The organism is Paenibacillus sp. FSL R10-2782, from assembly GCF_038592985.1.
GTDB lineage: Bacteria > Bacillota > Bacilli > Paenibacillales > Paenibacillaceae > Paenibacillus > Paenibacillus terrae_C.
Genome location: NZ_CP151951.1, coordinates 2,948,874 through 2,972,750 on the forward strand (window position 1 = coordinate 2,948,874; position 23,877 = coordinate 2,972,750).

Consider the following 23,877-nt stretch of genomic DNA (forward strand, 5'->3'; position numbering starts at 1 on the left):
ACCCTTGATTATCAAGGGTTTTATCATTTTCTCCGATTTTAAAATTCGATATTTTTTACAAATTGTAATTTTTAATCGTTTTTTAATAATTGGCGTGTAAGCCTTGTCCCTCAAGCATTTGAGCGTGCTTTTCCAACTATTAGGCGGTTTTAAAGCTGTTATACTCAACGCTGTAAGTTAGTTAGCAACTCAGCAAAATATTGCACAAATCAATTTCTGGAGGTACTTACAACATGAACATGCATAAAATCATAAAAAAGGCAATTATCACAGGAATGGCAGCCACTATCGGCTTTGGAACGTTTGCATTAGAGGGAACAAATACAGCTCAAGCTGCCACAGCTACTACTTCTGTAGGTCAAAAAATAATTAACTACGGTGAAAACTATATGGGAACTCCCTACAAATTCGGAGCTTCCACAAGCACTACACGCAATTTTGATTGCTCTTCCTTTACGAAACATATATTTCAGAAATACGGCATCGACTTGCCACGTACCTCTGTTGCACAATCGAATGTTGGACATGCCGTATCCAAGTCCAATCTGAAAAAGGGTGACCTTGTCTTCTTTTCGAGCGGTAGTCGCGCCACGGGTCGCAATATTACACATGTAGCGGTCTATGCAGGTGGAGGTAAAATTTTACACACATACGGTAGTCCGGGCGTTACAATCTCCGATTTGAATTCCGGCAACTGGAAAAGAACATACATCAAAGCACGCCGCGTGCTGTAGCATTCATTTGATTTAACGTATTTAAGCCGGGACACAGGGTCTCGGCTTTTTTATATTTTCCAATACTACACTACTCTGCTTCCGGGGGTGTCCTGAGTGAATAGCCTATACCTCGTTGCGTGCGAATCATTTTGAAGCTTTGCCCTTTGTCTACCTTGACTCTCAAATGCCTGATATACACGTCCACTACGTTCGTATCTACAATATAATCATGCTTCCAAACATCCTTCAAAATTTGCTGCCTGCTACAGACCTGATTAAGATGTATAGCCAGATGAAGCAAAAGATCAAATTCCTTCGGAGTTAATTCCAGCTTCTGTCCGCCTCTGCTAACCAGTCTTCTTCCACTATCAATATGTAAATCACCCGCCAGTATCGGCTTTTTCACATCACGTGCAGTACCAAAAATCCGCAATAAATTAGCCACTCTAGCTTGAAACACCCTAAGGGAAAAGGGTTGAACAATCACATCGTGTGCTCCCTGCTCAAAACAGGAAACAATATGGTTCTCATCGTCGGATGAGGTCATTACGAATATCGGAACAGTGGGATCATTTTGCTGCATGGTACGGATCAAGCCTTGTCCATCAGGCTGCTCTTTATCCATATTCAGAAGCAGCAAATTCACAGGATTCTCCTCTAAATAAGACTTTCCTCCCGCTATATTGCGGGCGTTAACCACCTGATAGCCTTGCTGCTTCAACTGACGTGTATACGTAGTAGCAGATTCTTCATTCTCATCCAAGAGTAAAATTAACGGGTTCATTCTTCTCACCCACCTGTGTTTGGACATAGGACTGCGTAATAGATACAGACGTATTTGATACAAACGATTCAAACCTATTTATTATATTGTAACAAAAAAGCAGTGAAATCATTCCACGAAGGAAGACTTCCTGCTTTTACGGTTTATCCTAAATAGCGGTGATAGATTTTCCTTGCTTCTGTGACGTCCTTCGTTCCATGTATTAATGCTCTCCCATCTGCAAAAATAACTAAACGGTGCGCTCCCTCACTGAAAGAAACCAGAAACGGATTTTGCTCCACTCTTCCCTCTCCCAAAGAGGCCAGTCTGTCTGCTGTCTCCATAAGATTCACCCGTATCGGCTCTGCTGGTCTAATTTGAACGGTATCCCGGCCGCACAGTACATCTGTTTTCTGGCGATAGGCTCCCGACAAATACGGGTAGGTAGGATGAGTGCCACAAGAAGGACAATCCACTTTTTTGACACTGTCTACTACTATAGCTACATACTCATTTTGCCACAGATCAAACGAAAGCAGCTTCCCCCTAAGATCGTCCGGGTATCCACCAAGTAGCTTGAAGGCTTCCGTGGTCTGGTTGGCCGTGACCATCTGCACCGCCTGCGGTATAATTCCCGCGGTATCACAGGTTTCTCCACCGAACGGTACAGCTCCAAGCAAACAATGAAGACAAGGCGTTTTCCCTGGTAAAATAGTATACGTAACCCCATAGCTGCCAACACATCCCCCATAAATCCAAGGAATGTGATGCTTTTGTGACATATCGTTCATAAGTAGCCGGATATCAAAGTTATCGGTGGCATCCATAATGAGGTCTACTCCCTGAATCAGCTCCTCCAATTCCTCTACCCCTACATCCAGTATATGTGCGTGAATGATCGTTTCCGAATTGATTTCCTTTAATCTTCGCTGGGCAGCTACTGCTTTGGGACACCTCTCTGCGGCGTCACTCTCCTGAAAAAGCTGCTGGCGCTGCAAGTTACTCCATTCCACATAATCCCGGTCTGCGATGGTTACAGTGCCTACGCCTCCGCGAACGAGCGTTTCCGCAATCCCGGTACCCAGCGCTCCAGCACCTATGATCAGTACGTGGGATGAAGCCAGACGACGTTGTCCTTCCGGCCCGAAAGGGGCGAATCTTTCCTGTCTGGAATAACGATCACTTGGTTGTACTTGCACACCCGTTTTTTCAGTCGCCTTCATGCCTGAACCAAGCCTTCTGTCGGGCTGCTCGCAGAGGCATAACGTTTTACAGGAATCATGCCCGCCTCAAAACCGTATCTGCCCGCGCGAACAGCCAGCTTCATCGCCTCAGCCATTTTTACGGGGTCCTGAGCTCCTGATACAGCTGTATTCAACAGCACGGCATCTGCCCCCAGTTGCATCGCCATTGCCGCATCTCCAGGTGAGCGAATGCCCGCATCGACGATAACTGGAACCTCCGCTTGTTCAATAATTAGCTCCAATGAGAACGGGTTTAGCAAGCCGCGTCCGGTACCAATGGGTGAAGCTCCAGGCATAACGGCATGTACACCAAGCTTTTGCAGCCTTTTGGCAAGAATCACATCATCCGATATGTAAGGCAGCACGATAAAACCTTCCTCCAGCAGTTTTTCGCTGGCCTTGAGCGTTTCAAAAGGATCAGGCAGCAATGTCTTGCTATCCCCAATGACCTCCACCTTAATCATATCGCACAGACCTGAGGCTCTCGCCAGCTGAGCGATGCGCACTGCCTCATCCGCTGTCGTCGCTCCTGCCGTATTAGGCAGCAACGTATAACGACTCAAATCCAGCGTATCCAGAAAATGTTGCTTATCCCGTTCCTCCAAATTTAATCTTCGCACGGCAAACGTCAATATTTCGGTCTCCGCAGCTTTCACAGCTTCGGATTGAATATCCAGATCAGGGAATTTTCCTGTACCCAATAACAGCCTTGACGTAAAAGATGCTTTTCCAATCGTTAACATCATTAACCGCCTCCCACAAAATGTACAATTTCCAAGCTATCTCCATCCTTCAGTACCGCTTCATCATGATCTTCACGAGTCAATATGTGACGATTCAGCTCCACCACTACAGTTTTTACTTTCAAATCCAGCTCTTTCAGCAGTTGATCCACATGAATGATCTGATTAGAAAAGGTCATGTTCTGACCGTTAATCGTCAGCTTCATTTGCTCGCCTCCTTTATACGTTCAGGAGAAAAGCTGCTTATTCCAAGCTCAGCCACACCAGCCCCTTTTAACAGCGCTGCAATCGCACGCCCGGTAGCTTCGCTCAGCAACACACCGTTCCGGTAGTGTCCGACCGCAGTATATACTCCTTCCACGCCGGGAACAGATCCAATACAAGGACGCCCCGCCGCTGCCTGCGGACGCAAGCCCGCCCAAGTGCGTATAAAAGAAGCTTCACGGACGCGAGGCAGCCAGGCAGAAGCACGGACCAGCAGCCCCTCCAGGCTTCCAATAGTGACCTCTTTGTCATACTGATGTGGCAGACTCGTCGCCCCAATCCAAAGCTCGTTATTCCGCTTGGGCACCAGGTAAATATCATCGGCGTAAATAGTATATTCCAATGGATGATCCTTCAAGGAGACTGCAACAGCCTCACCCTTGACCGGATTAAGCGGATATTCAAAACCAACCTGCTCCAGCAGTCGCATACTATCCAAGCCTCCAGCAATAATGACCTGTTCGCAGGAAAAAAAGCCTCTGTCTGTTTGCACGCCACAAACTCGCCCATGCTGTACTATGAGTTGCTCCGCCTGTGTACCAGTCCATATTGTTGCTCCCAGCACCGTAGCTGCCCTTGTATAAGCACAGCAAAGCTGGGCCGGAGAAATCTGCGTCTCCTTTGATCGGTATATAGCCCCGATCACTTGACCATCCAAACCTGGAATTCGGCGGACCAATTCTCTGGCATCCCACCACACAGGATGATCACCCTCTTGCGCAATAGCCGCATTCCAGCGTCTTTGTCCCTCGGCTTCCGAGCGGAAAGGAGTCACAAATCCTTCTGTCCGGAATTCTACTGGAACACCGGACAAATGCTCCAGGTCACGAACCAGCTCGGGAAATGCATCCCGGCTTGAGCGAGCGAACTGTGCAAACTCCGGGTCGGTGAATTCCTCACTCTCTGCTGCCAGCATCCCGACCGCAGCTCCTGAGGCTCCCTCGCCCGGAATGAATCGTTCCACCAATATCGTACTGCGACCCTCCTTGGCCACATGATAAGCAATCGAGCTACCGATGACACCTCCACCAATCACCAAGCATTCAGCATGTCCAATAGCTTGTGCCCCTGTTTTTATCTCTGGCATATGTTCCATCTCTCCTCTCCACTAATGATTCTGCTTGCGGCGATCTCCTACTTTCGTTTCACCACTACAGGCTGTGCACTACCCGATCCGCCATTCGCTTGTACGCCATCGCAGCCGCAACGGGGGACTCAGCCTCCCAGATGCCGGACATCACCGCAATTCCGCTTGCACCCGCAGTATACAGCTCGTGAATATGGCGTGGTTGTATGCCGCCTAGAGCGATCACAGGAATGTTCAGCAGCCTGCATATGCGCTCAAGCTGTACTATACCTCGCGGAGTAACACCAGGCTTGCAGTGAGTCTCATACACATGGCCATAGAGTACATAATCCGCTCCTGCCTGTTCGGCAGCCTGTGCCTCTTCCAAAGAATGCACCGACACCCCGCACCGCGTACCCTCTGAAAGTAAGCTTTTAACAGATGCAACAGGTAATCCGTCAGCCGGTAGCTGGATAGCTCCAACGGAGGTCAGCAATGCAACATCCACCCGGTCATTTACTGCAATTTGCTGTAAAGGAACTCCACGATTCACCATACTGCGGGTTAAAGCAAGCAATCCAGATGCGCCCTTCTGCTTCAAGCGCACGTGTACATAATGAACATACGGATGAATAGCAGCAGCCACTTGGGCAGTATGTGCATATGCATCGGAATTGCCTTCCATCGTAATTACGTGCAATTCGATCTTATTCTCACCTCACAATGGACTCAATGGTTGTAAGCTGACCCTGTATCTTTATAGTCTCATATCGTGCCATACGGTATGGACTAACCACGTTTACCAGCAAAAAAATGAAGGGGTACGGTATTATGAATACGAATATATGAATACGAACGAAAACGCAAAAAAACCACTTCCCGAAGGAAGTGGTTTAACGTACGTCCAATAACCAAACGGATCATTATATCCGTATACGTATATCGTCCCACATACAAACAAAGTAATAAATTCGTTACCTTGCTTGTACGGCGCTCACTTCCCTACGCTGGCATAACCCAGATCAGGTGCAAAGGGTCCGAAATCCATTTATTCCGTCTCAGCCGCATGGGCGGCTCCCCTAGTGTAACTATTTTATTGTATCAGCTAAAGATAGCTTAGCATATTTTCCTAATCCTGCAAACCCTGCTTCTTGTGAAGCTTGGTACAGAACTGGATATTTAATTGACTTTACTTGACCATTCTTCCACATTCCACGTTTTGGTTACCCAATCCTCATAAAAGTCTGGTTCGTGAGATACGAGCAGTACCGTTCCTTTGTATTCCTTCAAGGCACGTTTTAGCTCATCCTTCGCTTTGATATCCAAGTGATTGGTAGGCTCATCGAAAAGCACCCAGTTGCTTTCCCGCATTAGCAGTTTGCATAGGCGGACTTTGGCCTGCTCACCACCACTGAGCGCGGATAGCGGACGAGTGATATGCTCATTTTTCAAACCGCAACGCGCCAAATGCGCTCTGACTTCATGCTGGTTCAAGTGCGGGAATTCATTCCACACATCTTCAATCGGTGTAACTTTCTCTGCGCGTACCTCTTGCTCAAAATAAGCTGGCTGCAAGAAATCCCCTTGATAGGTCTTGCCACTGATCGGCGGAATTTTTCCCAGAATGGTTTTGAGCAATGTCGATTTACCGACACCATTGTAGCCCACAATCGCAATTTTATCACCACGTTCAATCGTCATGGACATTTTAGGCAACAGGGCATGGGTGTAACCAATTTCAAAATCAATACCCTCAAATACTGTTTTCCCGCTTGCACGCGCTTCTTTAAATTGGAATGTTGGCTTAGCCGCTTCTTCCGGTTTATCAATGCGCTCGATTCGATCAAGCTGCTTCTCACGACTCTTCGCCCGACCTGACGTAGAGGCGCGAGCCTTATTGCGTTGAATGAAATCTTCCTGCTTCTTAATAAAATCCTGCTGCTTCTCATAAGCTTCAATATGCTGATTTTTGTTCAGATCAGCCATTTCAAGGAACTTTTCATAATTGGCTGAATAACGGGTCATTTTGGCAAATTCAAGATGATAGATGACATTCACGACCTGATTCATAAACTCAGTATCATGAGAAATAAGAATAAACGCATATGGATAATCCTTCAGATAACGTGTAAGCCATTCAATATGCTCTACATCCAAATAGTTGGTAGGCTCATCCAGCAGCAGCACATTCGGCTTTTCCAGCAGCAGCTTGGCAAGAAGCACCTTGGTCCGTTGTCCACCGCTAAGTGCGGATACATCCCGATCCAGTCCTATCGCCGCTAGGCCCAGTCCATTCGCCATTTCTTCAACCTTCACATCGATGAGGTAAAAATCCCCCATATCCAGTTGCTCCTGAATTTCACCCATCTGTTCCAGCAGGACTTCCAGTTCTTCAGGAGAAGCTTCCCCCATCTTGTCAGTGATCTGCATCATTTCCTTTTCCAATTCCAACAATGGGAGAAAGGCGTCCTTCAGTACATCCCGCACCGTTTTACCGGGTGTCAGCTTGGTGTGCTGATCCAGATACCCATAACGTACACGTGGAGTCCATTCCACTTTGCCTTCATCCTTAAGCAATTTTCCGGTCAGGATGTTCATCAGTGTCGATTTACCAACACCATTGGCTCCCACCAAACCTACACGTTCCCCTGCGAGCAAACGGAAGGATACATTTTTAAACAATGCGCGGTCCCCAAAGTTATGGGATACATTTTCTACAGTCAATAAACTCATAAGCTGTTTTTGGCTCCTTATTGTCATCGGCAATGCCGACTGTTCTTATTTCATATGCATTTCTTTCAAAGCCTTATTGTAGCACATCCAGTAGCCTTATCGGAATATTGAAAATGGGTGAATTTGAAGGATTTTGATATTGTCTGCTTATAAAAAAAGAAAAACCACTCGTAGGAGTGATTTATTTAAAGATTGTTTAAAGATTTTATTTATAGTCATTATCACATTTATATTCAAAATACCCTGAAGCAGCCGCAGATTTTTCATCTGTAAAACGCTCTGTCGCTTTAAAGGGGACTGGGCAGGACTCTCTGTAAAAATATTTCATTCCGGTATCCGGCTCTACGCCGCCGATCATGGCTTGCTTCCTGACGACTCTTCCGCCACCGAACCCATAGTTATTGTAGTACCTGTCTCCAACCGGGATTCCCTGGAGAAACGCCATCAGCCCCACATCATCTACCGTGTTATACCATTCCTCTTGTGAGATAAGCGGTAGCGTAAATGTATAGGATATACCATTATGTGCTGCTTTTTCGTTATGGAGACTAATGAGTCGGCCCAGATCCTCCTGAATGCTGTGAACAATGGTGGAACGTCGTACTTGCTCAAAAGCTTCCGGGTCATTCAGCAACGAGATCGTTGTCTGTCCCTGAAGCTCCTTCTGAAAACCCTCTACCCACCTGTGATTCCTAGCATCATAGGCATGTACATAATTATCCAAAGTAAACCCTACACTGTTACCTGCTGAATCGACGTAGGCATAAGGTTTTTTTTCACTCCATTTGGGTCCCTGGACAGCTTGTCCATGCTCATCTGTGTAAGATTCGGAAGCGAACACATAATAGCCGTCATAGTCCAGAATCATAAGTGCAGGCATATAATCCAATAATGCGCGTTGTGCCACTGTATCCCCATCAATTCCCATATTAAGAAAAAGGGTATGCAGGAACGTGTGCAGCGCTTCTTCTTTATCTACACGAAAAAACTTGTCCGAGCCATACCCAGCCTCTCGTTCCTGACGCTCATTCTGTGAAAGCACGACACCTGCATCCTGAGCTGCGGTACGAAGGGCCGAGGTATATTTCATTTCCAATTGCTGTACTTCGCGCTGGTTCTGCACCCGCAGGTCACTAACCACGCTAAAGGGCAGAAAGAGCAGTATAAATATAACTGCAAAATCAGTAATCTTCATTCAGAACCATGCCCCCGTAAGAAGCTGTAACCGCAGGTTTGCCGCTATCTGTCCCACCAAGGAGCCATGATTTGTACAAGTCCGCAGGAGTTCGATTCGTATTGTGTACCCGCACTGTAAAATAATCTCCTGACATCATGGTATACCGACGCGTTTGAGCCGGCTTTGGCTGCTGATTGTCCGGAAACAATACAGGCAAGATTTGCGGGCTATAGTAACCGTCATATACGGAGGAATAGTAGCCGAGAAAACTATCCGGCCTCGCCGCATCTGCATAGTCCGGTACATATTTTTTGTGCATATGCTCCAATTCAACCTCATACGTATTTCCCGTCAGCTCTAGCTCACGTATAAAGTCGTTATACATTGTCGGTGTAATATATCCCTTGGTTCTCACCATATCAACAAAACGTACGGTTGAATGATACGTATTTAACCCGGAAATATCATTCTGCCGTTCAGCAGCTTGAGCTGCAGGCACTATGTACAAAAGCAATACAGCGAGCAGTGCCCCCAACAGCTTGGAAATAGATTGAACCACTTCAGTCCTCCCCCAATTTCTCAAAACGTATGGATTGTATTTCTCCATACTGATCACGCTGTGGATTCATGGAATATAAAGAGGAAGCATCAAGAGCCGATACATCGGGCTCAAACGGTTCGGAATACATATCGTACACTGTACCATCGACTTGGACAGTAATGCCGTCCTGCAAGTTCATACGGATTGCCTGCATTACTTGAGTTCCTTTGACCCGTTCTGGCATACTCACCTCTAAAGTACGATTGATACGCCCCTCGGAATGCTCCTCCTGCTGCGATCTTAATTCCAGTGTAGTGCCCATCTGACTGGACAGTTCTGCTGCCGCTGCACATGCGGTTATAAACAGCGTAACTGACACACCAAGCCGCAGCATACTTGAAGCGTGATCAGACATGCTACACATCTCCCTTACAATTGTTATCCTTATTCTTCTTCCTAGGATTGGGTGAACAACAGCCCGCGAACAACGTTTGATTTATCCTTGACGATTTCCGCCTTGAATTTACCACTTGGATTTACATATTCGTTTTCTTTCTCACTCAGCGTATTCGTTATTTTTCCTGTCTTATCACTTCCACCATTCACCGCTCCATACTGTTCACTGTCTGTGCTAATGTTCAGAGCATTACCGTACCACTGACCTGCCATGTTTTTTCCGGTTTTAATCTGAATACCAAATTGGTCCTTACCCTGAAATTTTCGCAGCGCATTGGTCACCTGGGACCCGCTGATCGTTGTACCGTCATATACTGTAAAAGAGGCTTGAGACAACTCGGTCTGGATATCGGCAAAATTGTTTTGTGCCGTTTTGGTTGCCTCCTGTGCTGAAATAAACAAAATAACTACGATTGTGATCAGTGCAATGGTCAAAAATATGCCAGCAGCTACTTTTAAGGCTGTTGATGCGTTATTCATTATTTTTCTCTCCTTAGCTGTGATATCGTAACAGTCGTATTAAAACTGCTATTGAATCTTTTGTATTTGCTCATAATAGCTATCCATTTGGACAAAGCTCATACCGATCAAAGGAATGACCAAATATAAAAAGATAAGTCCGTACATCGGAGCAAAACCAATCATCCTTCCCCAGATGGCCTTGCTGTCTATCATTTTTTCATACTCCTGTTTTCTTTGTTCAAAATAGTAGGACATATGGGAATCCAAATCGTCGAAGGCCTCTCGAATTGTAATTTTGCCCAAAGACAGATGCAGCTTGTCCACCAAGCGTTGAAATTCGGGGAGTGGCGCTTCTTCTTTCAACAAGTCAAGTGCTGCCTCAGGCCCATGCTCATAATGAAGCAAGCATTTTTGTATAGGCCTTTTGAAAATAACCGAAAATCGGTTCAGCCATTCCAATATTTCCTCAACAGACATTCGTTCCATGGCTCGCAAAATCGAAATGACCGTCTGAAACTGGTAAACCTCATGCCTCATATCCAAGCGCCGCATTTTTCGCTGCAAGTACAGTAAAAACATAGGCATCTGATAGGCTACATACCCGGCAACCAAACTAATCAGCACTTCCCACCACTTGATGTATTCCGCGTTCCACGCTCCCAGCTTTTGCAAAATACGACGCGTATTTTCGGAAAGCTGCTCCGGAGTGGCTATGCTACCAGAAACGCGCTCCAGCGCTGCGTACGTCTGCTCATAAGTACTGTCCGCCCTCATATTTAGCGCGTGCATCATTTTGCGGTCAATTTCACTCTGCTTTAAAGCTTCCTTTTCCTCCACCGTACTCAAACGTCCAAACATTTGTCCCGATTGAACCGGAGCGTAAAGAATATGTGTTTTCTCAGCTTCATGTAAAATAAATACTGTACTGATGCTGAGCACTAGTCCTGCGATAAAAAGAGTGATTCTGCGTATGTACAGCCACTCCAGCTTGACCTCTGCACCACTTTCCTTTAGCAGCCGGGTCAGTTGGAAATAAGAGGGCATATGCTGCTGCGGAATTAAAGCATCCACCACACTACGAATAAAGGGGAAACGGTACAGCTTTTGCTCCCAGACCCGCCGTCCTTTGCCTGCACGATATCCAGTCTCGTCAGTCTGTTGCAGCTTTTGGAGCAGGAAGTAAGATACAATAATTACAATATAGACGGACAATTTTGTGATAAAGCCCCATTTCCCCTGATAAAACTCATCCATAGATGGAAAGCTGGACCTTGCCCATCTTTCGATTGGCGTTGTAAAGAAAACAGGTGCAAGTGCGATCACATTTAAACTTTTGAGCAGGTAGTCCAGTTTGTTTCTCCGCAGCAGTTCTAGCTGGATTTCGCGTGCAAGACTGCCAAGTCCCTTTAAATAAATGGAGCCTCCCTCTTCAATCCGGTCACCAAACTCCATTACCATATACGAGATACCGGCAAAGGCTTTTAAAAACCGACTTGGAGCAGACTCATAATATCTTTCCAGCGCTTCGTGCGGATCAACGTCCGTCAGCGCCTCATGAATAAGTCGCGCATGCCTTCCAGCCTCAGCCCCTGCCAAATCGGCCGCCTCGGATATTGCCTCCTCCACCATGCCGTGCTGATGATAATGATGGCGTACATTGGCGAACAATTCGATCATCTGTGCAAGCAGTCTTTTTTCCATCCGGCTAATCGCCATATCTAAGATGAGACTGTTAATCACCACTCCGCATAACAGAGCCAGTATGGCAAACTCTATCCCCGGTTTCATCATAAGCAATACAATCCCGCTGCAAGCAAAAGCCCCCCAAATGAACAACGTCATCTTCATCGTCTCAAGGCGAAGCTTATATTCATCGTAGGCATGCAAACCGGATAATCGTTTGCGTACACTCGTGATATACCCAGATGTAATAGGGAATCTCATGCCTAGCGTGTACAACTTGTGCATTGCAGATTGCAATTGCCGTTGCAGCACTGCTTTTCCCTTCCGTCCCTCTCGCACAGAATGGATTCGCCCTCTGCGAACTGCATGACCATTACGCTTACGCAACCACCACAAAGTCACATAGAGAAGCGCAAAGCACCCACCCGAAATGAGCAAAACCCACAGTAAAATTTCTTTAAGACTCATAGGCTTCCTCCCAATAGCGAGTCAGGAATCTGCGAAAATCTCCGGCATCCTTTACGTTCATCTGCTCACACATTTCTTCTGCGCTTTTGACTGTTAGAGGCTCCATCGCCATATATCTCCCATTCCGATATTCCATAACATGACGGTAGCTATAACTCGACGCAGAGCTGGAGCCTGAATCTGTATGATCGGAGTCGTAAGGAACACATTCCGTAATCCGTTCAATATATCGCCGTCCCTCAGCATCACGCTTGAGATGCACATCAAAGTTAATGACATGAACGACCTGTTCCTCAGCAATACCTTCATGCTGGAACACCCCTGTTTTGAGCAGTGAATTACGAAGGGAGAACACAAGATCACGAAAGGTTTTGGCGTGATGGGTAAAAATGGTGAACAGACTGGCAACCTGCGACATTTGAATCATCCATGCGGCTACCTCATCACTCGCTACCTCACCAAGGATATTGACGGTTCCATCTGTCTTTTTCTGCAAATCGAGCCCTTGTTGCCCTGAAATATGATCCGTTTCCCGAAAGGTCAGAATGTTACGGCGGCTGTATATGCTACGCAGATGCAGCTCAAAGGCCATTTCCTGCACACGAAGCGTATACGAAGCATAAATATGCTTGACCATCGCCATCAGCAGCGTCGTTTTACCTGAGCCTTGCGCCCCGGTGATTGCTGTGATCCGGCTGCCTTTCATTAAATAAGAAAGTAACTGTATCGGAAACTCAGCATTTTCTCCCTTAATCAATTGCTTGAGCGATGCGCTTTGAATATCGAATTTACGGACAAAGAAAGCCCACGATTCTGAAAAAGGAGGTCGTACCACAACAACCCGTGACCCATCCTTCATTTCGTTCACCTTATAACCATTTGCTTCGGAAAGCTGCCCCGGGTAGTTGTATTTGTAAATATTTTGGCACACCCTTTTAAGCTCCCGCTCTGAACCGAAGGAAAGGAACGAAAGATGAATGGTCTTGCCTTTATAAAAAATCCATACACTCTCATAGCCATTCGTTATCGGTTCAGATGTTTGTTCGAATGCATATTGATCCTGAGGCCAATCGGCCGATACAGGCATTCCGCCTTCCGGCACACCGCTAACGCCCCCACTGACACCGTCGATCCGCTGGTCACGAATATCATCAATGACGGAAAAGCCTTTATAGTGCTGATAGATCCGCTGTACAATAATATCTACCTTCTCCAGAAAGGAGAGAGGACGATGCTCACAGTCATAGATATAGCGGATATCCTCTGCCGTGATATGATAGCTTCCATCCTCTTCATCTTGCTGCGAATATCTCATTTCCGCCAAATCATAAGTATCCAGCAAACGAGACAGGGCATCCACGCCAAACTTTTGCTGATATTGATAAAATACAATCTCGAATTGATCTTGTACGCTAAACAGTTCTGGTCTGGAAAATGGCATAACGGTATCGACGATCTTTTCATTCAAGCCGTAACCGTTAATCAGCAGCTCAGCCATCAAATTTTTAACAAAACGTTTGTCTCCACTGCTACCATTGGCACAGTCCTTTAACGCCCTGCGCAGTTCGGCCCTTTGATGGATACGCCGCCTGTATTCCTCCTCATGTAATCCGGCATCCGCCATCTGACTATGACTTAGCTCGTGCAGCGCATTTTTGATATACTCCATCAGCGCCTCCAATGTGGCATCTTCACTCTCTGGAGCTATCTGAATGGTTGAATGCCGCAAGCGAAGGCTCCCTCGGTATTTAACGATAACCAGTATGATACACAACAGAACGATGCAGGTAAGAATCAGCCCGTTAATCATTTGAGCGGACAGCATTTAAGCGCCCCTCTCCAAAGCCTTGAGCCGAAGATCGGACTCTGCCGTCTCCAGAATAGCCTTGCTGATCTGACGTATGCTCTGTGCCCATCCCACAGGCGTAAAAAGCTTACGATCCTTTTCTTTCCCGCTTCGTACATCTCGTTGCACATGACCTATCACGTCTCTGCGATTCCACGCGTCCATAAATTCAGTACTGTAAGGAACGGTATGGAGGGCTCCCTTGTAGCCATATCTCCTGCGAATATTCGCCACATTCGCTTGAGAATGCACATCATATTTTCCAAGTACGATCAATAACGGCAATCCCGAGTAAGTGGATAATGGAGACACAGATTCAAAGTAGGCATCCAGCTCTCTCATATTTTGAGTCAGCGAAAGAACTGCCAGCTTGGCTCGCACACATGCTTCATGCTGTACAGCTCCCCATCCTGCCCCACTCCCTGCATCAACCAGCGTCAAATCATAATACTGATCCGCCGTATCCATCACTGCCCGTACAAGAGCAGAGGATAACAGGGGCGGAGCGGCTCCAAAGCTTGAGGTTCCCTCAAGCACATCGAGAGTCTGCTCCAGCACAGGCGTCGTATAATTACGAATATTTTCTCTGGACAAAGTCCCTCGCAGAACTAATCGTGCAAGAGCATCCCAACCTCCCTCCTGAAGCTGTAAGCTTGGATCGTCCATACGATGTTCTTGTATGGGAAATCCCGATTCTATCCCGCTATGTCTGCGCCCCAAATGAGTCAACAGCAATCGCCCTCTATAAAGATTACCTATGGTAACAGCTATGGACGCCGCCAAAGAACTGCTTCCACTCGCTCCCTTAACCGGACTCCAAAACAAAATGGTACTCATGCCTTCCTCCTTTCCGCACGCTTTAACGCATGACGGCTCTCTTTGGGTTCCCAACCCATTAATTCTCCAATACAACGACTCAGCTCTTTCTTGTACACCCTGGACAATGGCTTAAGCTTGAGCCGTTGTTTGTGCTCATTTTCCAGCTTTAGGGCTAGATGCCCCTCATCCCATGGCAGTATATACGGCTCTTGCTGCCAAGAGGCCGGAAAGCGGTTCATGTATTCCCATAAATACGACTCCTCCACGCCACAATCTACGGCGTGTATAAATAACTTGTGAAAAACAAGATTCTTGGGAAATTCAGGTTGACTGAACAAACGCTCAAGCCACACCTGTCCGTTGTCCATTAACATCCGGCTATAGTCACTAACCCAAATCCGCTGTTCCGCCTCTTGCCAAGCAGATACGGGGCAGAAATCCGGCGACTCTACATCCAGAATAACGATGTCATAAGTCAAACCTGCTTTCCGATCAGCCATCATAGCGATATGCAGATCCTCCCAAGATGTAAAACCCGTGGCGACATCAAAATCGCCAAACTGCACAATGGGAAGTGGTTTGTCGAGCATCCCTATGCTATATCGATACTGTCCTCGCAGCGTGGCATCCACAAGTAATACCTGTTGACCGGATGCTGCCAATATACTGCTGATGTATAACAAGGTATCGCTTTTATCACATAGCCCGGCAAATATCCAAGTTTTCATACTTTAGTCCCTTTTCTTTGATTTATTTACCATATGGATCAGAGCTTCCACTCTGCGTCAAGATGTCTGCTTGTTCTTTGGCATCCTGCCCGTTTCCATATCCGTCCCCTGTACCTGTGCTCTCATTCAAAGCTCCACCTGCATTCGCTCCCGCATGCTGTGCTGCAACTTCCTCACTCAGGCTTCTTTCTATAGGTGTCGATATTACATTGTTTGACGCACTAAGTGCATTTTCAAGAGACTCCCGCAACTGCTTGGACACCTTTTGTTCAGCAACGCGGATCAAATTAGGATCACTGTTCATTAACTCTAACACCTTCGAATTGGGTGGATAGGTCGGAATCGCCTTCGGCTGGAACTGCGGATCGACATACGTTAATGCATAGATAGATGCTTTATGTAGATAGGCATCAACAATCCCGCTCGAAAGCAATAATATCTCCTGCTCATTCAAAGTAACCCAGATGACCGGACCTTCCAGCTTGGAAATTTTCTTTTTGGATAGCAAAATATAATCCTGCCCCGTTGGAAATTGAATGCGGATATCCACTTCGTCTCCAGCTTTCAGGTTGTTTGGGAGAACCACCACCTTCAGCTCCCGGTTGCGCAAGTCTTTAGGAGTCGGTTCATCGACAGTAATCATAGATGATGTAAGTACGGACCCTTTTTTCAGCTCAATTTTAGCCGTGGTGCCGAAAGCTTCATTTTTACCCGCAACCAAATTGGCTGGAGCCTGAGAGCTAGGAACCGTGATTCCCTTCAAATCACTAGGTGTAATCTGCTCACCCGGAGAAATGTCACGAACGACAACCCAGCCCTTTTTCGCATTCCGTAGTTCTTGCTCATAACTTTTCCATTTTTGTGCTGCCTCTGCTTCGACCTGTTTCCTGACATCATTCAATTGATGGGTGTTAAATATAAGGTAGCTCGCGAAGATAACGCCAACAATTCCCGCACCAATACAACCGGCGTAAAGCTTCTGCCTACTGCTTTTTCTTAGCTTGGACACACAACTTCTCCCCTGCCTTTTTGATCTATACCTTCTATCTAGCGGTGACTGCGTTTGAGGAATCCGAAGCGTTTCTTTCGGGCATCGGGAATGGCTCCACGAAACAGCTCATCCAGCACCTGATCCATCTCGTCCTCCTGCTCAAATGGATCGGAATGGAACGGTAAAGCAAATACTTTGTCGTGATCCAATTCCTTACGCAGTCTGCGTACAGCCTCCGATGTTGCCAGTGGCAAGCAGTAATTCCATTTATGCTGTGGGTGGCGCTGAAGTGAACGAGATAGCCCGGCCATATCTTGTATTTTCCACTCGGCTCCAGAACCAACCACTATCGGGTAATCCGCCCTCAAAAATTCTTCCAGCCGCTCATTCTCCTGCCCACTCCCCAAATCAAGCACGATAAATTGGTAAGAGCCACCCAGTAACGCAATGACATCCGCACGGGATGTTTGCCGCCAATAATGTACTCCATCTACCTCAAAGCGCCGGCTTGAGCTCGCTCGCCCAACAGGTACTCCGTCTACCACTTCTTGAAGCCGGGCAAATGCTTTAGCTGTGCTATGCAGTTCGACCAAAGCCACTGAACGGGACCTTCGGGCCAGGTAGTGGCTCACCGCAATCGCCGTATGCGTTGCACCGGAACCAGAAGACACGCCCAGCACAGCTACAACCCTTGTACCTCCATATTCAATAGAAGCATCACCAACGGATACTCCTTGTTGATTAGCTTGAAAATCTGCACTACGCCGAAGCTCCTCAATCACCTCTCCGGCAGACTGAAATCGCTCTCCTGGATGATGACGCAGCAGCTTGCGAATCACCGGAATCAAATGACGAGGTAATTCCCCACGAATATATCCCTCTACCCCGGTCGTCCACTCGCTATATTTGCCACCTGTACAGAGATACAACAACAACGCTCCCAAGCTGTACAAATCCGAACGGGCATCCGTTTGGCCCGCTCCATATTGCTCCGGGGCTGCGAAGCCCACTGTTCCCAGCTTTACCGTATCCTGATCCAGTTCAGCCTTATAGCTCCGCGCTATGCCAAAATCAATCAGCTTAAATTCCATTTCCGGTGTCAGCATAATATTCGTTGGTTTCAGGTCCCGGTAGATGACAGGCGACTGGCGAGTATGCAAGTAATCCAGCACATCCAGTACCTGCAAAGCGAATGGAACCATTTGCTCCTGCGGAATATGGCCTTGGTAACCCTTCATATACGCTTCCAGCGTAATTCCTTCAATATAGTCCATAACCAGATATACCGCCCCGGATGGCGGATACTCGAAAAAGTCAACAATTCTCGGTAATCGTGGATGGCTCAGCGAAATAAGCATCTCTGCCTCCGCGCGTACAAGCTTCATCATTTGCGGGTCGGCAACGGACTCCTTCACAGCCCATTGCTTGCCTGGCAGCTTCAAATCCTCTGCCATAAACACGCTGCTCGTACCTCCCGTACCCAATGTGCGGATAATCCGGTAACGCTCACCTACAATCGAGCCGTATTCCAAATTCGTTTGTTTTTTCATCTCTCTCCTACCTCCTTCCATAAGCAAACAACGCAAAAAAGGGAAAGCCTACCGCAAAAGCACAATCTTCATGTCACCATGAAAACGATGTTCGCGGGATGCTTTCCCTTTATTTAAACGTGATTATACTATTTTTGAGGAACAATTGGGTTTATTATATAGCACACCTATACCGATTGTAAAGCATTATTTTCCATACTTGATCATATACAGTGTAATCTCATCCCGGTTATGGAATAACTGCTTGGCCCGCTGGATCTGCATGCCGGACTGCTCGAACGAAGCGATTACATCATGAATAAGCGCCAAAGGCTTTTTATGCATTAGCTTGACCGTTACGATGGCAGTACCGCCACTGCGTAAACTATACAGCAAATCGGTGACGAGCCTTGCCATTTGTTTGGGACTCCAACTCATATCACAGACCAGCAGATCGAATGTATTTTCTTTGAATTTGACCTCACTCGCATTTTTACGCAAAAAAGTCAGATTGGCATACTTCATCAACGAAGGCTCCATCTTTGCCGGATCAACCGCCGTTACCTTGAGTCCACGCTCCAGCAAAAAGGAAGTCCATCCACCTGGCGCTGCCCCGATATCCAGTCCTTGATGAAAAGCACTAAAATCAATGCCAAACGTCGCTTCTGCCTCCAGAAGCTTGAATTTGGCACGAGAGATTTGTCCGTCCTCCTTCTGAAAACGAACTGCGCCTCCGCTCCAGTCAGACAGATTATCCTGAGGTTCCGACACACCTGCATACCATGTATCCTTATCGGCATAAACGGACACAATAACCTCGGCTCCCTGCACCGTAAGCTCCATGGGAAGATCACTTATTTGATCACTCAAAGCCTGCTTGAGCGCACCTGCGCTTTCAGTCCAACTGCTGTCAGCTCCTTTACGCACCTGTAAAGAAACACGCTGATCTATCAGTTCTCGGCGGTTACGAATAAAAGCAACCAAACGCTCCAGCACCTGAGCCAAATCCGTACCTTCCTCCTGAAAATGAACAGGAAATAGATGACGCAAAAACATTGGCGGCTGCCCCGTAATCGTCCCTACTGCCTCGCTTGCATCTGCAGGTAGTGTAGCCAGAAAAATTTCACCTGGTAAAAGTATTGTGCTTTTCACAGAGCCAAACATTCTTCTAAGCTCTTCTTGGGCATAAGGTGCAAACCCATGGTTGGTCGTGCAAACAAATCTTGACGATAACAAAGCGGTTTCACCCTGTTCATCTGTGCTCTTGTATATTTCCTTCAAAATAACGTTACCCTCCAGTGCACACCCGAATCCAGGGACGTTCGCCATCCCAATCCAGCTCAACTGGAACTTCATAAGTGTGCATAATCAATTCTTTCGTTAAAACATCTTTTTTCGGTCCGGCTGCTGCTACCTTGCCATCACGAATTAGCGCTACATGGGTAAAAAGGGGGACAATCTCCTCAATATGATGAGTTACATAGACCACTGACAAATCCCGCTTGCGAAGACGATCAATTTCAACCAGCATTTTTTCCCGTTCAAATAGGTCCAGTCCGGCGCAAGGCTCATCCATAATCAGCAAACGAGGCTCCGCCATCAGTGAACGAGCCAGCATCACCTTTTTGCGTTCTCCCTGAGATAAGGTACCCAGCGGATGATGCATCAGAGCGCCTAAATTCATCCCTTCCAGCAGAGATACGGCTTTTTCCTTTGTCTCTGTCGGAATCTCCTGATAAAAACGCAAAAAAGCATACGCTCCAGTAGCGACCACTTCCCAAACCGGATCTTTTAGAGCCAATTTCTCCAGCAACGTCTGGCTGATATATCCGATCTGCTTGCGTACTTCCCGCACGTCACATTGACCATACGTTTGTCCAAGCACCTCGACCGTTCCACGACTCGGAAACATATACCCGGTCATCATTTCCAGCATTGTTGTTTTACCAGAACCGTTACGCCCCAGAATGGCCCAGTGCTCATTTTTCCGTATTTCAAGATTCACATCGTCCAATATTCGTCTATCTTCCCGCTGCAATGTGATATTCTTCATGGATATCATTCCACCACACTCCTTATCCTGCTCAGCAAGTGTTCCACAGATTCCATTTTGTAGATGATTTCAGGATTTTCGTTCTCACCGTTATATAAAAGCAACGCAGGAACACTGGAAATCCGGTACTCCTGTACCAGTTCGGGAATATAGTTAATATCGCTTTGCAACACGACTCCTTCGGGGAGCAAATGCTCTGCCACTTCCAGCATCCGCCGGGCCGCCGCACAGGTTCCGCACATGGGAGTGTACACAAACAAAGCCAGCTTGCATCCCTCCCATATGGCGCGACGCACCTCCTTTTGTCCCAGCTCCTTCATCGTTCCGACTCTTTTTGGATCTCGCGCATGCGCTCCTCCGGTACCGGCCCGTTATGCACGGTAACTCCTTCCGGCTTGTTGGCATACAGCAGCTCGTACATGGCTCGTCTGCCCTCTGGACTAGAGGAATGCAAATAAATTTCACGCGGATACAACTGCTTTCCTGCAATAGCAGCAGCCACATCTTTCCCCGTTGGCTGACCCGGTCCCAAATCATAATCCAGCGATAGCACCGAAATCGGGTATTCATGAAGCAGTAACAAACACTCCTCTGCATCCCTTGCCAGCTTAAAGCCAGGAGGACAAGGCCGATAATCGTCCATAAACAAATGCATCAACATCTCCTCCTTTTTTCCCATGGATGTAAGCTTCATAAGCCTCAAAGATGAAGATCATCCTTCAGACTGTTTTCTGCCAGCTTTGGATCATTTGAATATCTTCACGATGTGTCCCATCAGATCCCGTTTCGGTTTCCAAAACGACAGGAATGCCTGTTACCGGCTCCTGCTCCAACATCCAATGCATGCCCTCCAGACCAATACATCCCTGCCCGACACGTGCATGTCTGTCTTTTTTAGAGCCATACGGGTATTTAGAATCGTTCAAATGAACTGCACACAGGGCTGGCCAATAACCGAGTCGCTCCCCTTTTTCGATCAACGCCTCATCACTTCCACCGTTCCACAATCCAGCTGCATACGCATGACAGGTATCCAGACAAAAGCCGATGCTGTCAGGATATTGGCACAACTGGCGAATTTGCACCATTTCCTCCAGCGTGGTTCCCATCGGACCGTGATCCCCTGCCTGATTTTCAATCAGTATTTTTGCATTTCCCTGCCAACCTTCCAGCACATCATCAAAACAACCAATGATATTCCGATAGCCGTCCAGCGGGTCAGACGCATGGGTATGCCCAAAATGAACGACAATCCCCTTCGAGCCACAGGCTTCAGCGATATCCAGATCGTTTCGCAATGAAGCAACTGTCAGCTCATAAAGCTCCTGTCCGCGTTCGCGCCCGTGAGCTGGATTAACGGGATATGGCGAGTGGCCAATAGATTGAAGTTCATGTTTTATACAATAAGCTTTGCAAGCAGCCGCATCAGCAGCATTCCATTCCTTCTGCCTAAGACTACGCGGGTTTTTCGGAAAATATTGAAAAGAACGTCCCCCCTGCTCTCGTGCACGCGCAGCGGCTTTGGAAAAACCGCCTCGCGTGCTCACATGAGAGCCGATCAGCAGTTTAGGCATCATGCTGCTGTACCGGGCAATAAAATGCTTTTTTTCCCGCCAGCTCTACCCGCACAATTTTCCCGCCGCTTGGCGATTCTTCTCCTTCACGGTCATACACCCGGCACTGATGGTCAAAACCGCCCGTCAGCGTATCCCCCTCCATCAAAGGAATTTCCATATAACCACCTTCCGCAGTAGCTTCACGAAGTACGGATTGCGTAGCATGGTACAGCTTTTCCACTTTTTCTGGCGACTGCACGATGTTTTGTACTTTGGAACCTGGTGTAAATCCGGCGATATAAGCAATTTCGTCTGAATAACAATTGCCAATACCGGAAAAAACATGCTGATTCACCAGCGTTGTTTTCAAAATACCCCTACGTCCCTTCAGACGTGCCGTGAACTTTTCCAATGTCATACGACGATCCAGCGGATCAGGTCCGAGTTCAGACATCGTCTCTTCTGTTTCTTTTGCCGTCAGCAAGTGCAGGTAACCCAAGCGCAGCCCGATAAAATAAAGCTTTACTCCACTAAAATCCAGTTCAATTTGAACCGTACGGTCAGGGCGCTGCTCCTCCGTTCCCAGATACAGCATTCCTCCCAGCATCAGATGCAGCACAAGCCGCCCGCCCGTGTTCAGATGAAAAATCAAGTGCTTGCCTCGACGCTCCATATATACAACGGTAGTTCCCAGCAATTGCTTCTCAAATGTTTCCACTTCGGTATTAATGGATTTCACACGGTTAACCGTCACTCCGGTAATCGGAATGTCCAAAATTTGTTTTGACAATAGCGTTCTGTAGTTCTCCATCTCAGGAAGTTCCGGCATGTCAACATCTTTCCTTTCGTAGCTGCAAATCACTTTTGATTCATGCAGATTTTTTTAAAATGTATATTTACTATTACTTAAACTCTTCTCGGAGCCAATCCTGCAATTCATCCAGATTGTCAAATATCAGGTCAGGTTTTACTCCAACGGCACGCATATGTCCGTCCATATTAGCGCGGGTCGAAACACCCGATAGTATGAGAGCTGTTTTGCAACCTGCCGCCGCACCTGCCGCAATATCGGTAAGCATATTATCGCCCACAACCAGAGCTTCATCCGCTCTAATGTTCAAGCGATCCAGCGCATAGTTCATTAACACGCTTGAAGGCTTGCCGATGACGACGGGCTTTACCTGTGATGCCGCCTCAATCGCAGCTCCAATCGTTCCTGCCCCCGGCGTGAGTCCATCTTGTGAAGGTAATTGAAGATCAGGGTTTGTCAAAATAAAAGTGGCTCCTTCCCGAATCCATCGCATAGCAGCAACCAGCTTATCATATGTAAATTGGCGATCTATCCCCTGCACCACATAATCGGGATGATCCTCCACAAGCTGCAATCCGGCATCCGTAAGAGCCTGACGCAATCCCGTTTCACCAATACAATATACACTTGCTCCAGGGCTTTGCTGTGCAACATATTGTGCAGCCGCCAGCGCCGAAGTACATACTTCATCGCTAACTGCATCAATTCCCATACCGACCAAATGCATTGCCACCGACTCAGGTGTGCGTGAAGCATTATTCGTAACATAAGCATAAGGTATCTGGTTCGTGCGCAATTGGGATATGAGCAGATCCGCACCCTTGATCATCCGGTCCCCATGGTACAATGTTCCATCCAGATCAATTAGTAACGATTTTATCGTAATTCCCTCCCGCACTTCAAATCAATTCATCATAAACATTTGAATGATAATTCATCCCATGAATAATGTTCACCCTCTTATTTAATCACCTTAATCATTTAGGTCATAAAATAAGAGGGTCTCCCCATTTCATCTTATCTATTTTAAGTCAAAAATACGTATGAAGTCCATGAATTGCTGATAAACCGTTCAAAATAATGCCATTCCTCGCTAAAAGCCGTCGCTTTCCCATGGAATAAGCTTACACCTCCGTCGAAATCCATCGAAGATGCCTTTTTTACAAGGGAAATTTCCTGTAGTTCCTCACCCTGCTTAAAATATAAAAACCTTAAAATTCGATATATA

At 46.9% G+C, this 23,877-nt stretch carries 25 protein-coding genes and 1 riboswitch; of the genes, 1 reads left to right on the plus strand and 24 read right to left on the minus strand.

Annotated elements, in window-relative coordinates:
- Nucleotides 1-233 precede the first annotated feature (233 nt).
- A complete protein-coding gene (locus NST83_RS13250; RefSeq protein ID WP_137063294.1) occupies nucleotides 234-734 on the plus strand; it encodes a C40 family peptidase in 501 nt (166 codons plus the stop codon).
- 70 nt (nucleotides 735-804) lie between these two features.
- Here the strand turns inward: NST83_RS13250 and NST83_RS13255 are convergent, their stop codons facing one another.
- The 24 genes from NST83_RS13255 to NST83_RS13370 all read right to left on the minus strand — a co-directional run bounded on the left by NST83_RS13255 (nucleotide 805) and on the right by NST83_RS13370 (nucleotide 23,547).
- Nucleotides 805-1,500, minus strand: coding sequence for a response regulator transcription factor (locus tag NST83_RS13255; RefSeq protein ID WP_342414552.1), 696 nt, complete (start codon nucleotides 1,498-1,500; stop codon nucleotides 805-807).
- Between the two features lie 143 nt (nucleotides 1,501-1,643).
- Complete coding sequence (locus NST83_RS13260; RefSeq protein WP_342414553.1) at nucleotides 1,644-2,702, minus strand: ThiF family adenylyltransferase; 1,059 nt, start codon at nucleotides 2,700-2,702, stop codon at nucleotides 1,644-1,646.
- Nucleotides 2,699-3,466: a thiazole synthase gene (locus tag NST83_RS13265; protein WP_342417951.1), complete on the minus strand. Its 768-nt coding sequence runs from the start codon at nucleotides 3,464-3,466 to the stop codon at nucleotides 2,699-2,701. The genes NST83_RS13260 and NST83_RS13265 overlap by 4 nt, the downstream gene beginning before the upstream one ends.
- A gap of 2 nt (nucleotides 3,467-3,468) precedes the next feature.
- Complete coding sequence (gene thiS, locus NST83_RS13270; protein WP_137063298.1) at nucleotides 3,469-3,672, minus strand: sulfur carrier protein ThiS; 204 nt, start codon at nucleotides 3,670-3,672, stop codon at nucleotides 3,469-3,471.
- Entirely contained in the window at nucleotides 3,669-4,817 is a 1,149-nt protein-coding gene (thiO, locus tag NST83_RS13275) for a glycine oxidase ThiO (RefSeq protein ID WP_342414554.1), read from the minus strand. Before thiO ends, thiS begins: the two co-directional genes overlap by 4 nt.
- Nucleotides 4,818-4,881: 64 nt before the next feature.
- Nucleotides 4,882-5,481 (minus strand): thiamine phosphate synthase, encoded by a 600-nt coding sequence (locus NST83_RS13280; protein ID WP_342417952.1) that lies wholly within the window; start codon nucleotides 5,479-5,481, stop codon nucleotides 4,882-4,884.
- Between the two features lie 297 nt (nucleotides 5,482-5,778).
- Nucleotides 5,779-5,887: riboswitch (TPP riboswitch) on the minus strand.
- A gap of 88 nt (nucleotides 5,888-5,975) precedes the next feature.
- Nucleotides 5,976-7,529 (minus strand): ABC-F family ATP-binding cassette domain-containing protein, encoded by a 1,554-nt coding sequence (locus NST83_RS13285; RefSeq protein ID WP_342414555.1) that lies wholly within the window; start codon nucleotides 7,527-7,529, stop codon nucleotides 5,976-5,978.
- A 205-nt stretch (nucleotides 7,530-7,734) separates the two neighbouring features.
- Nucleotides 7,735-8,724 carry a hypothetical protein gene (locus NST83_RS13290; RefSeq protein WP_342414556.1) on the minus strand — a complete coding sequence of 330 codons (990 nt, stop codon included), beginning with the start codon at nucleotides 8,722-8,724 and terminating at the stop codon, nucleotides 7,735-7,737.
- A complete protein-coding gene (locus NST83_RS13295; protein ID WP_137063303.1) occupies nucleotides 8,711-9,265 on the minus strand; it encodes a hypothetical protein in 555 nt (184 codons plus the stop codon). Before NST83_RS13295 ends, NST83_RS13290 begins: the two co-directional genes overlap by 14 nt.
- A gap of 1 nt (nucleotide 9,266) precedes the next feature.
- Nucleotides 9,267-9,662, minus strand: coding sequence for a hypothetical protein (locus tag NST83_RS13300; RefSeq protein WP_137063304.1), 396 nt, complete (start codon nucleotides 9,660-9,662; stop codon nucleotides 9,267-9,269).
- A gap of 41 nt (nucleotides 9,663-9,703) precedes the next feature.
- Nucleotides 9,704-10,183, minus strand: coding sequence for an ABC transporter permease (locus tag NST83_RS13305; protein ID WP_137063305.1), 480 nt, complete (start codon nucleotides 10,181-10,183; stop codon nucleotides 9,704-9,706).
- Between the two features lie 48 nt (nucleotides 10,184-10,231).
- Nucleotides 10,232-12,316 (minus strand): hypothetical protein, encoded by a 2,085-nt coding sequence (locus NST83_RS13310; RefSeq protein ID WP_342414557.1) that lies wholly within the window; start codon nucleotides 12,314-12,316, stop codon nucleotides 10,232-10,234.
- Nucleotides 12,306-14,141: an ATPase, T2SS/T4P/T4SS family gene (locus NST83_RS13315; protein ID WP_342414558.1), complete on the minus strand. Its 1,836-nt coding sequence runs from the start codon at nucleotides 14,139-14,141 to the stop codon at nucleotides 12,306-12,308. The genes NST83_RS13310 and NST83_RS13315 overlap by 11 nt, the downstream gene beginning before the upstream one ends.
- Nucleotides 14,142-14,999, minus strand: coding sequence for a hypothetical protein (locus NST83_RS13320; protein WP_137063308.1), 858 nt, complete (start codon nucleotides 14,997-14,999; stop codon nucleotides 14,142-14,144).
- Nucleotides 14,996-15,709 carry a hypothetical protein gene (locus NST83_RS13325; RefSeq protein WP_342414559.1) on the minus strand — a complete coding sequence of 238 codons (714 nt, stop codon included), beginning with the start codon at nucleotides 15,707-15,709 and terminating at the stop codon, nucleotides 14,996-14,998. The genes NST83_RS13320 and NST83_RS13325 overlap by 4 nt, the downstream gene beginning before the upstream one ends.
- Nucleotides 15,710-15,731: 22 nt before the next feature.
- Nucleotides 15,732-16,718, minus strand: coding sequence for an SAF domain-containing protein (locus NST83_RS13330; protein ID WP_342414560.1), 987 nt, complete (start codon nucleotides 16,716-16,718; stop codon nucleotides 15,732-15,734).
- Nucleotides 16,719-16,756: 38 nt separating this feature from the next.
- A complete protein-coding gene (locus NST83_RS13335) occupies nucleotides 16,757-18,250 on the minus strand; it encodes a serine/threonine-protein kinase (protein WP_342414561.1) in 1,494 nt (497 codons plus the stop codon).
- Between the two features lie 186 nt (nucleotides 18,251-18,436).
- The gene (locus NST83_RS13340) at nucleotides 18,437-19,510 is read right to left on the minus strand and encodes an SAM-dependent methyltransferase (RefSeq protein ID WP_342414562.1); all 1,074 of its coding nucleotides are present in this window, start codon (nucleotides 19,508-19,510) and stop codon (nucleotides 18,437-18,439) included.
- A gap of 7 nt (nucleotides 19,511-19,517) precedes the next feature.
- Complete coding sequence (locus NST83_RS13345; protein ID WP_342414563.1) at nucleotides 19,518-20,291, minus strand: ATP-binding cassette domain-containing protein; 774 nt, start codon at nucleotides 20,289-20,291, stop codon at nucleotides 19,518-19,520.
- Complete coding sequence (locus NST83_RS13350; RefSeq protein WP_342414564.1) at nucleotides 20,288-20,602, minus strand: thioredoxin family protein; 315 nt, start codon at nucleotides 20,600-20,602, stop codon at nucleotides 20,288-20,290. The genes NST83_RS13345 and NST83_RS13350 overlap by 4 nt, the downstream gene beginning before the upstream one ends.
- Nucleotides 20,599-20,937 (minus strand): cyclic-phosphate processing receiver domain-containing protein, encoded by a 339-nt coding sequence (locus NST83_RS13355; protein WP_342414565.1) that lies wholly within the window; start codon nucleotides 20,935-20,937, stop codon nucleotides 20,599-20,601. Before NST83_RS13355 ends, NST83_RS13350 begins: the two co-directional genes overlap by 4 nt.
- 64 nt (nucleotides 20,938-21,001) lie before the next feature.
- Nucleotides 21,002-21,859, minus strand: a complete 858-nt coding sequence (locus tag NST83_RS13360; RefSeq protein WP_342414566.1) for a deoxyribonuclease IV — start codon at nucleotides 21,857-21,859, stop codon at nucleotides 21,002-21,004.
- A complete protein-coding gene (locus NST83_RS13365) occupies nucleotides 21,849-22,667 on the minus strand; it encodes a DNA-formamidopyrimidine glycosylase family protein (protein WP_342414567.1) in 819 nt (272 codons plus the stop codon). Before NST83_RS13365 ends, NST83_RS13360 begins: the two co-directional genes overlap by 11 nt.
- A gap of 73 nt (nucleotides 22,668-22,740) precedes the next feature.
- Nucleotides 22,741-23,547, minus strand: coding sequence for a TIGR01457 family HAD-type hydrolase (locus NST83_RS13370; protein ID WP_342414568.1), 807 nt, complete (start codon nucleotides 23,545-23,547; stop codon nucleotides 22,741-22,743).
- Nucleotides 23,548-23,877: the final 330 nt, after the last annotated feature.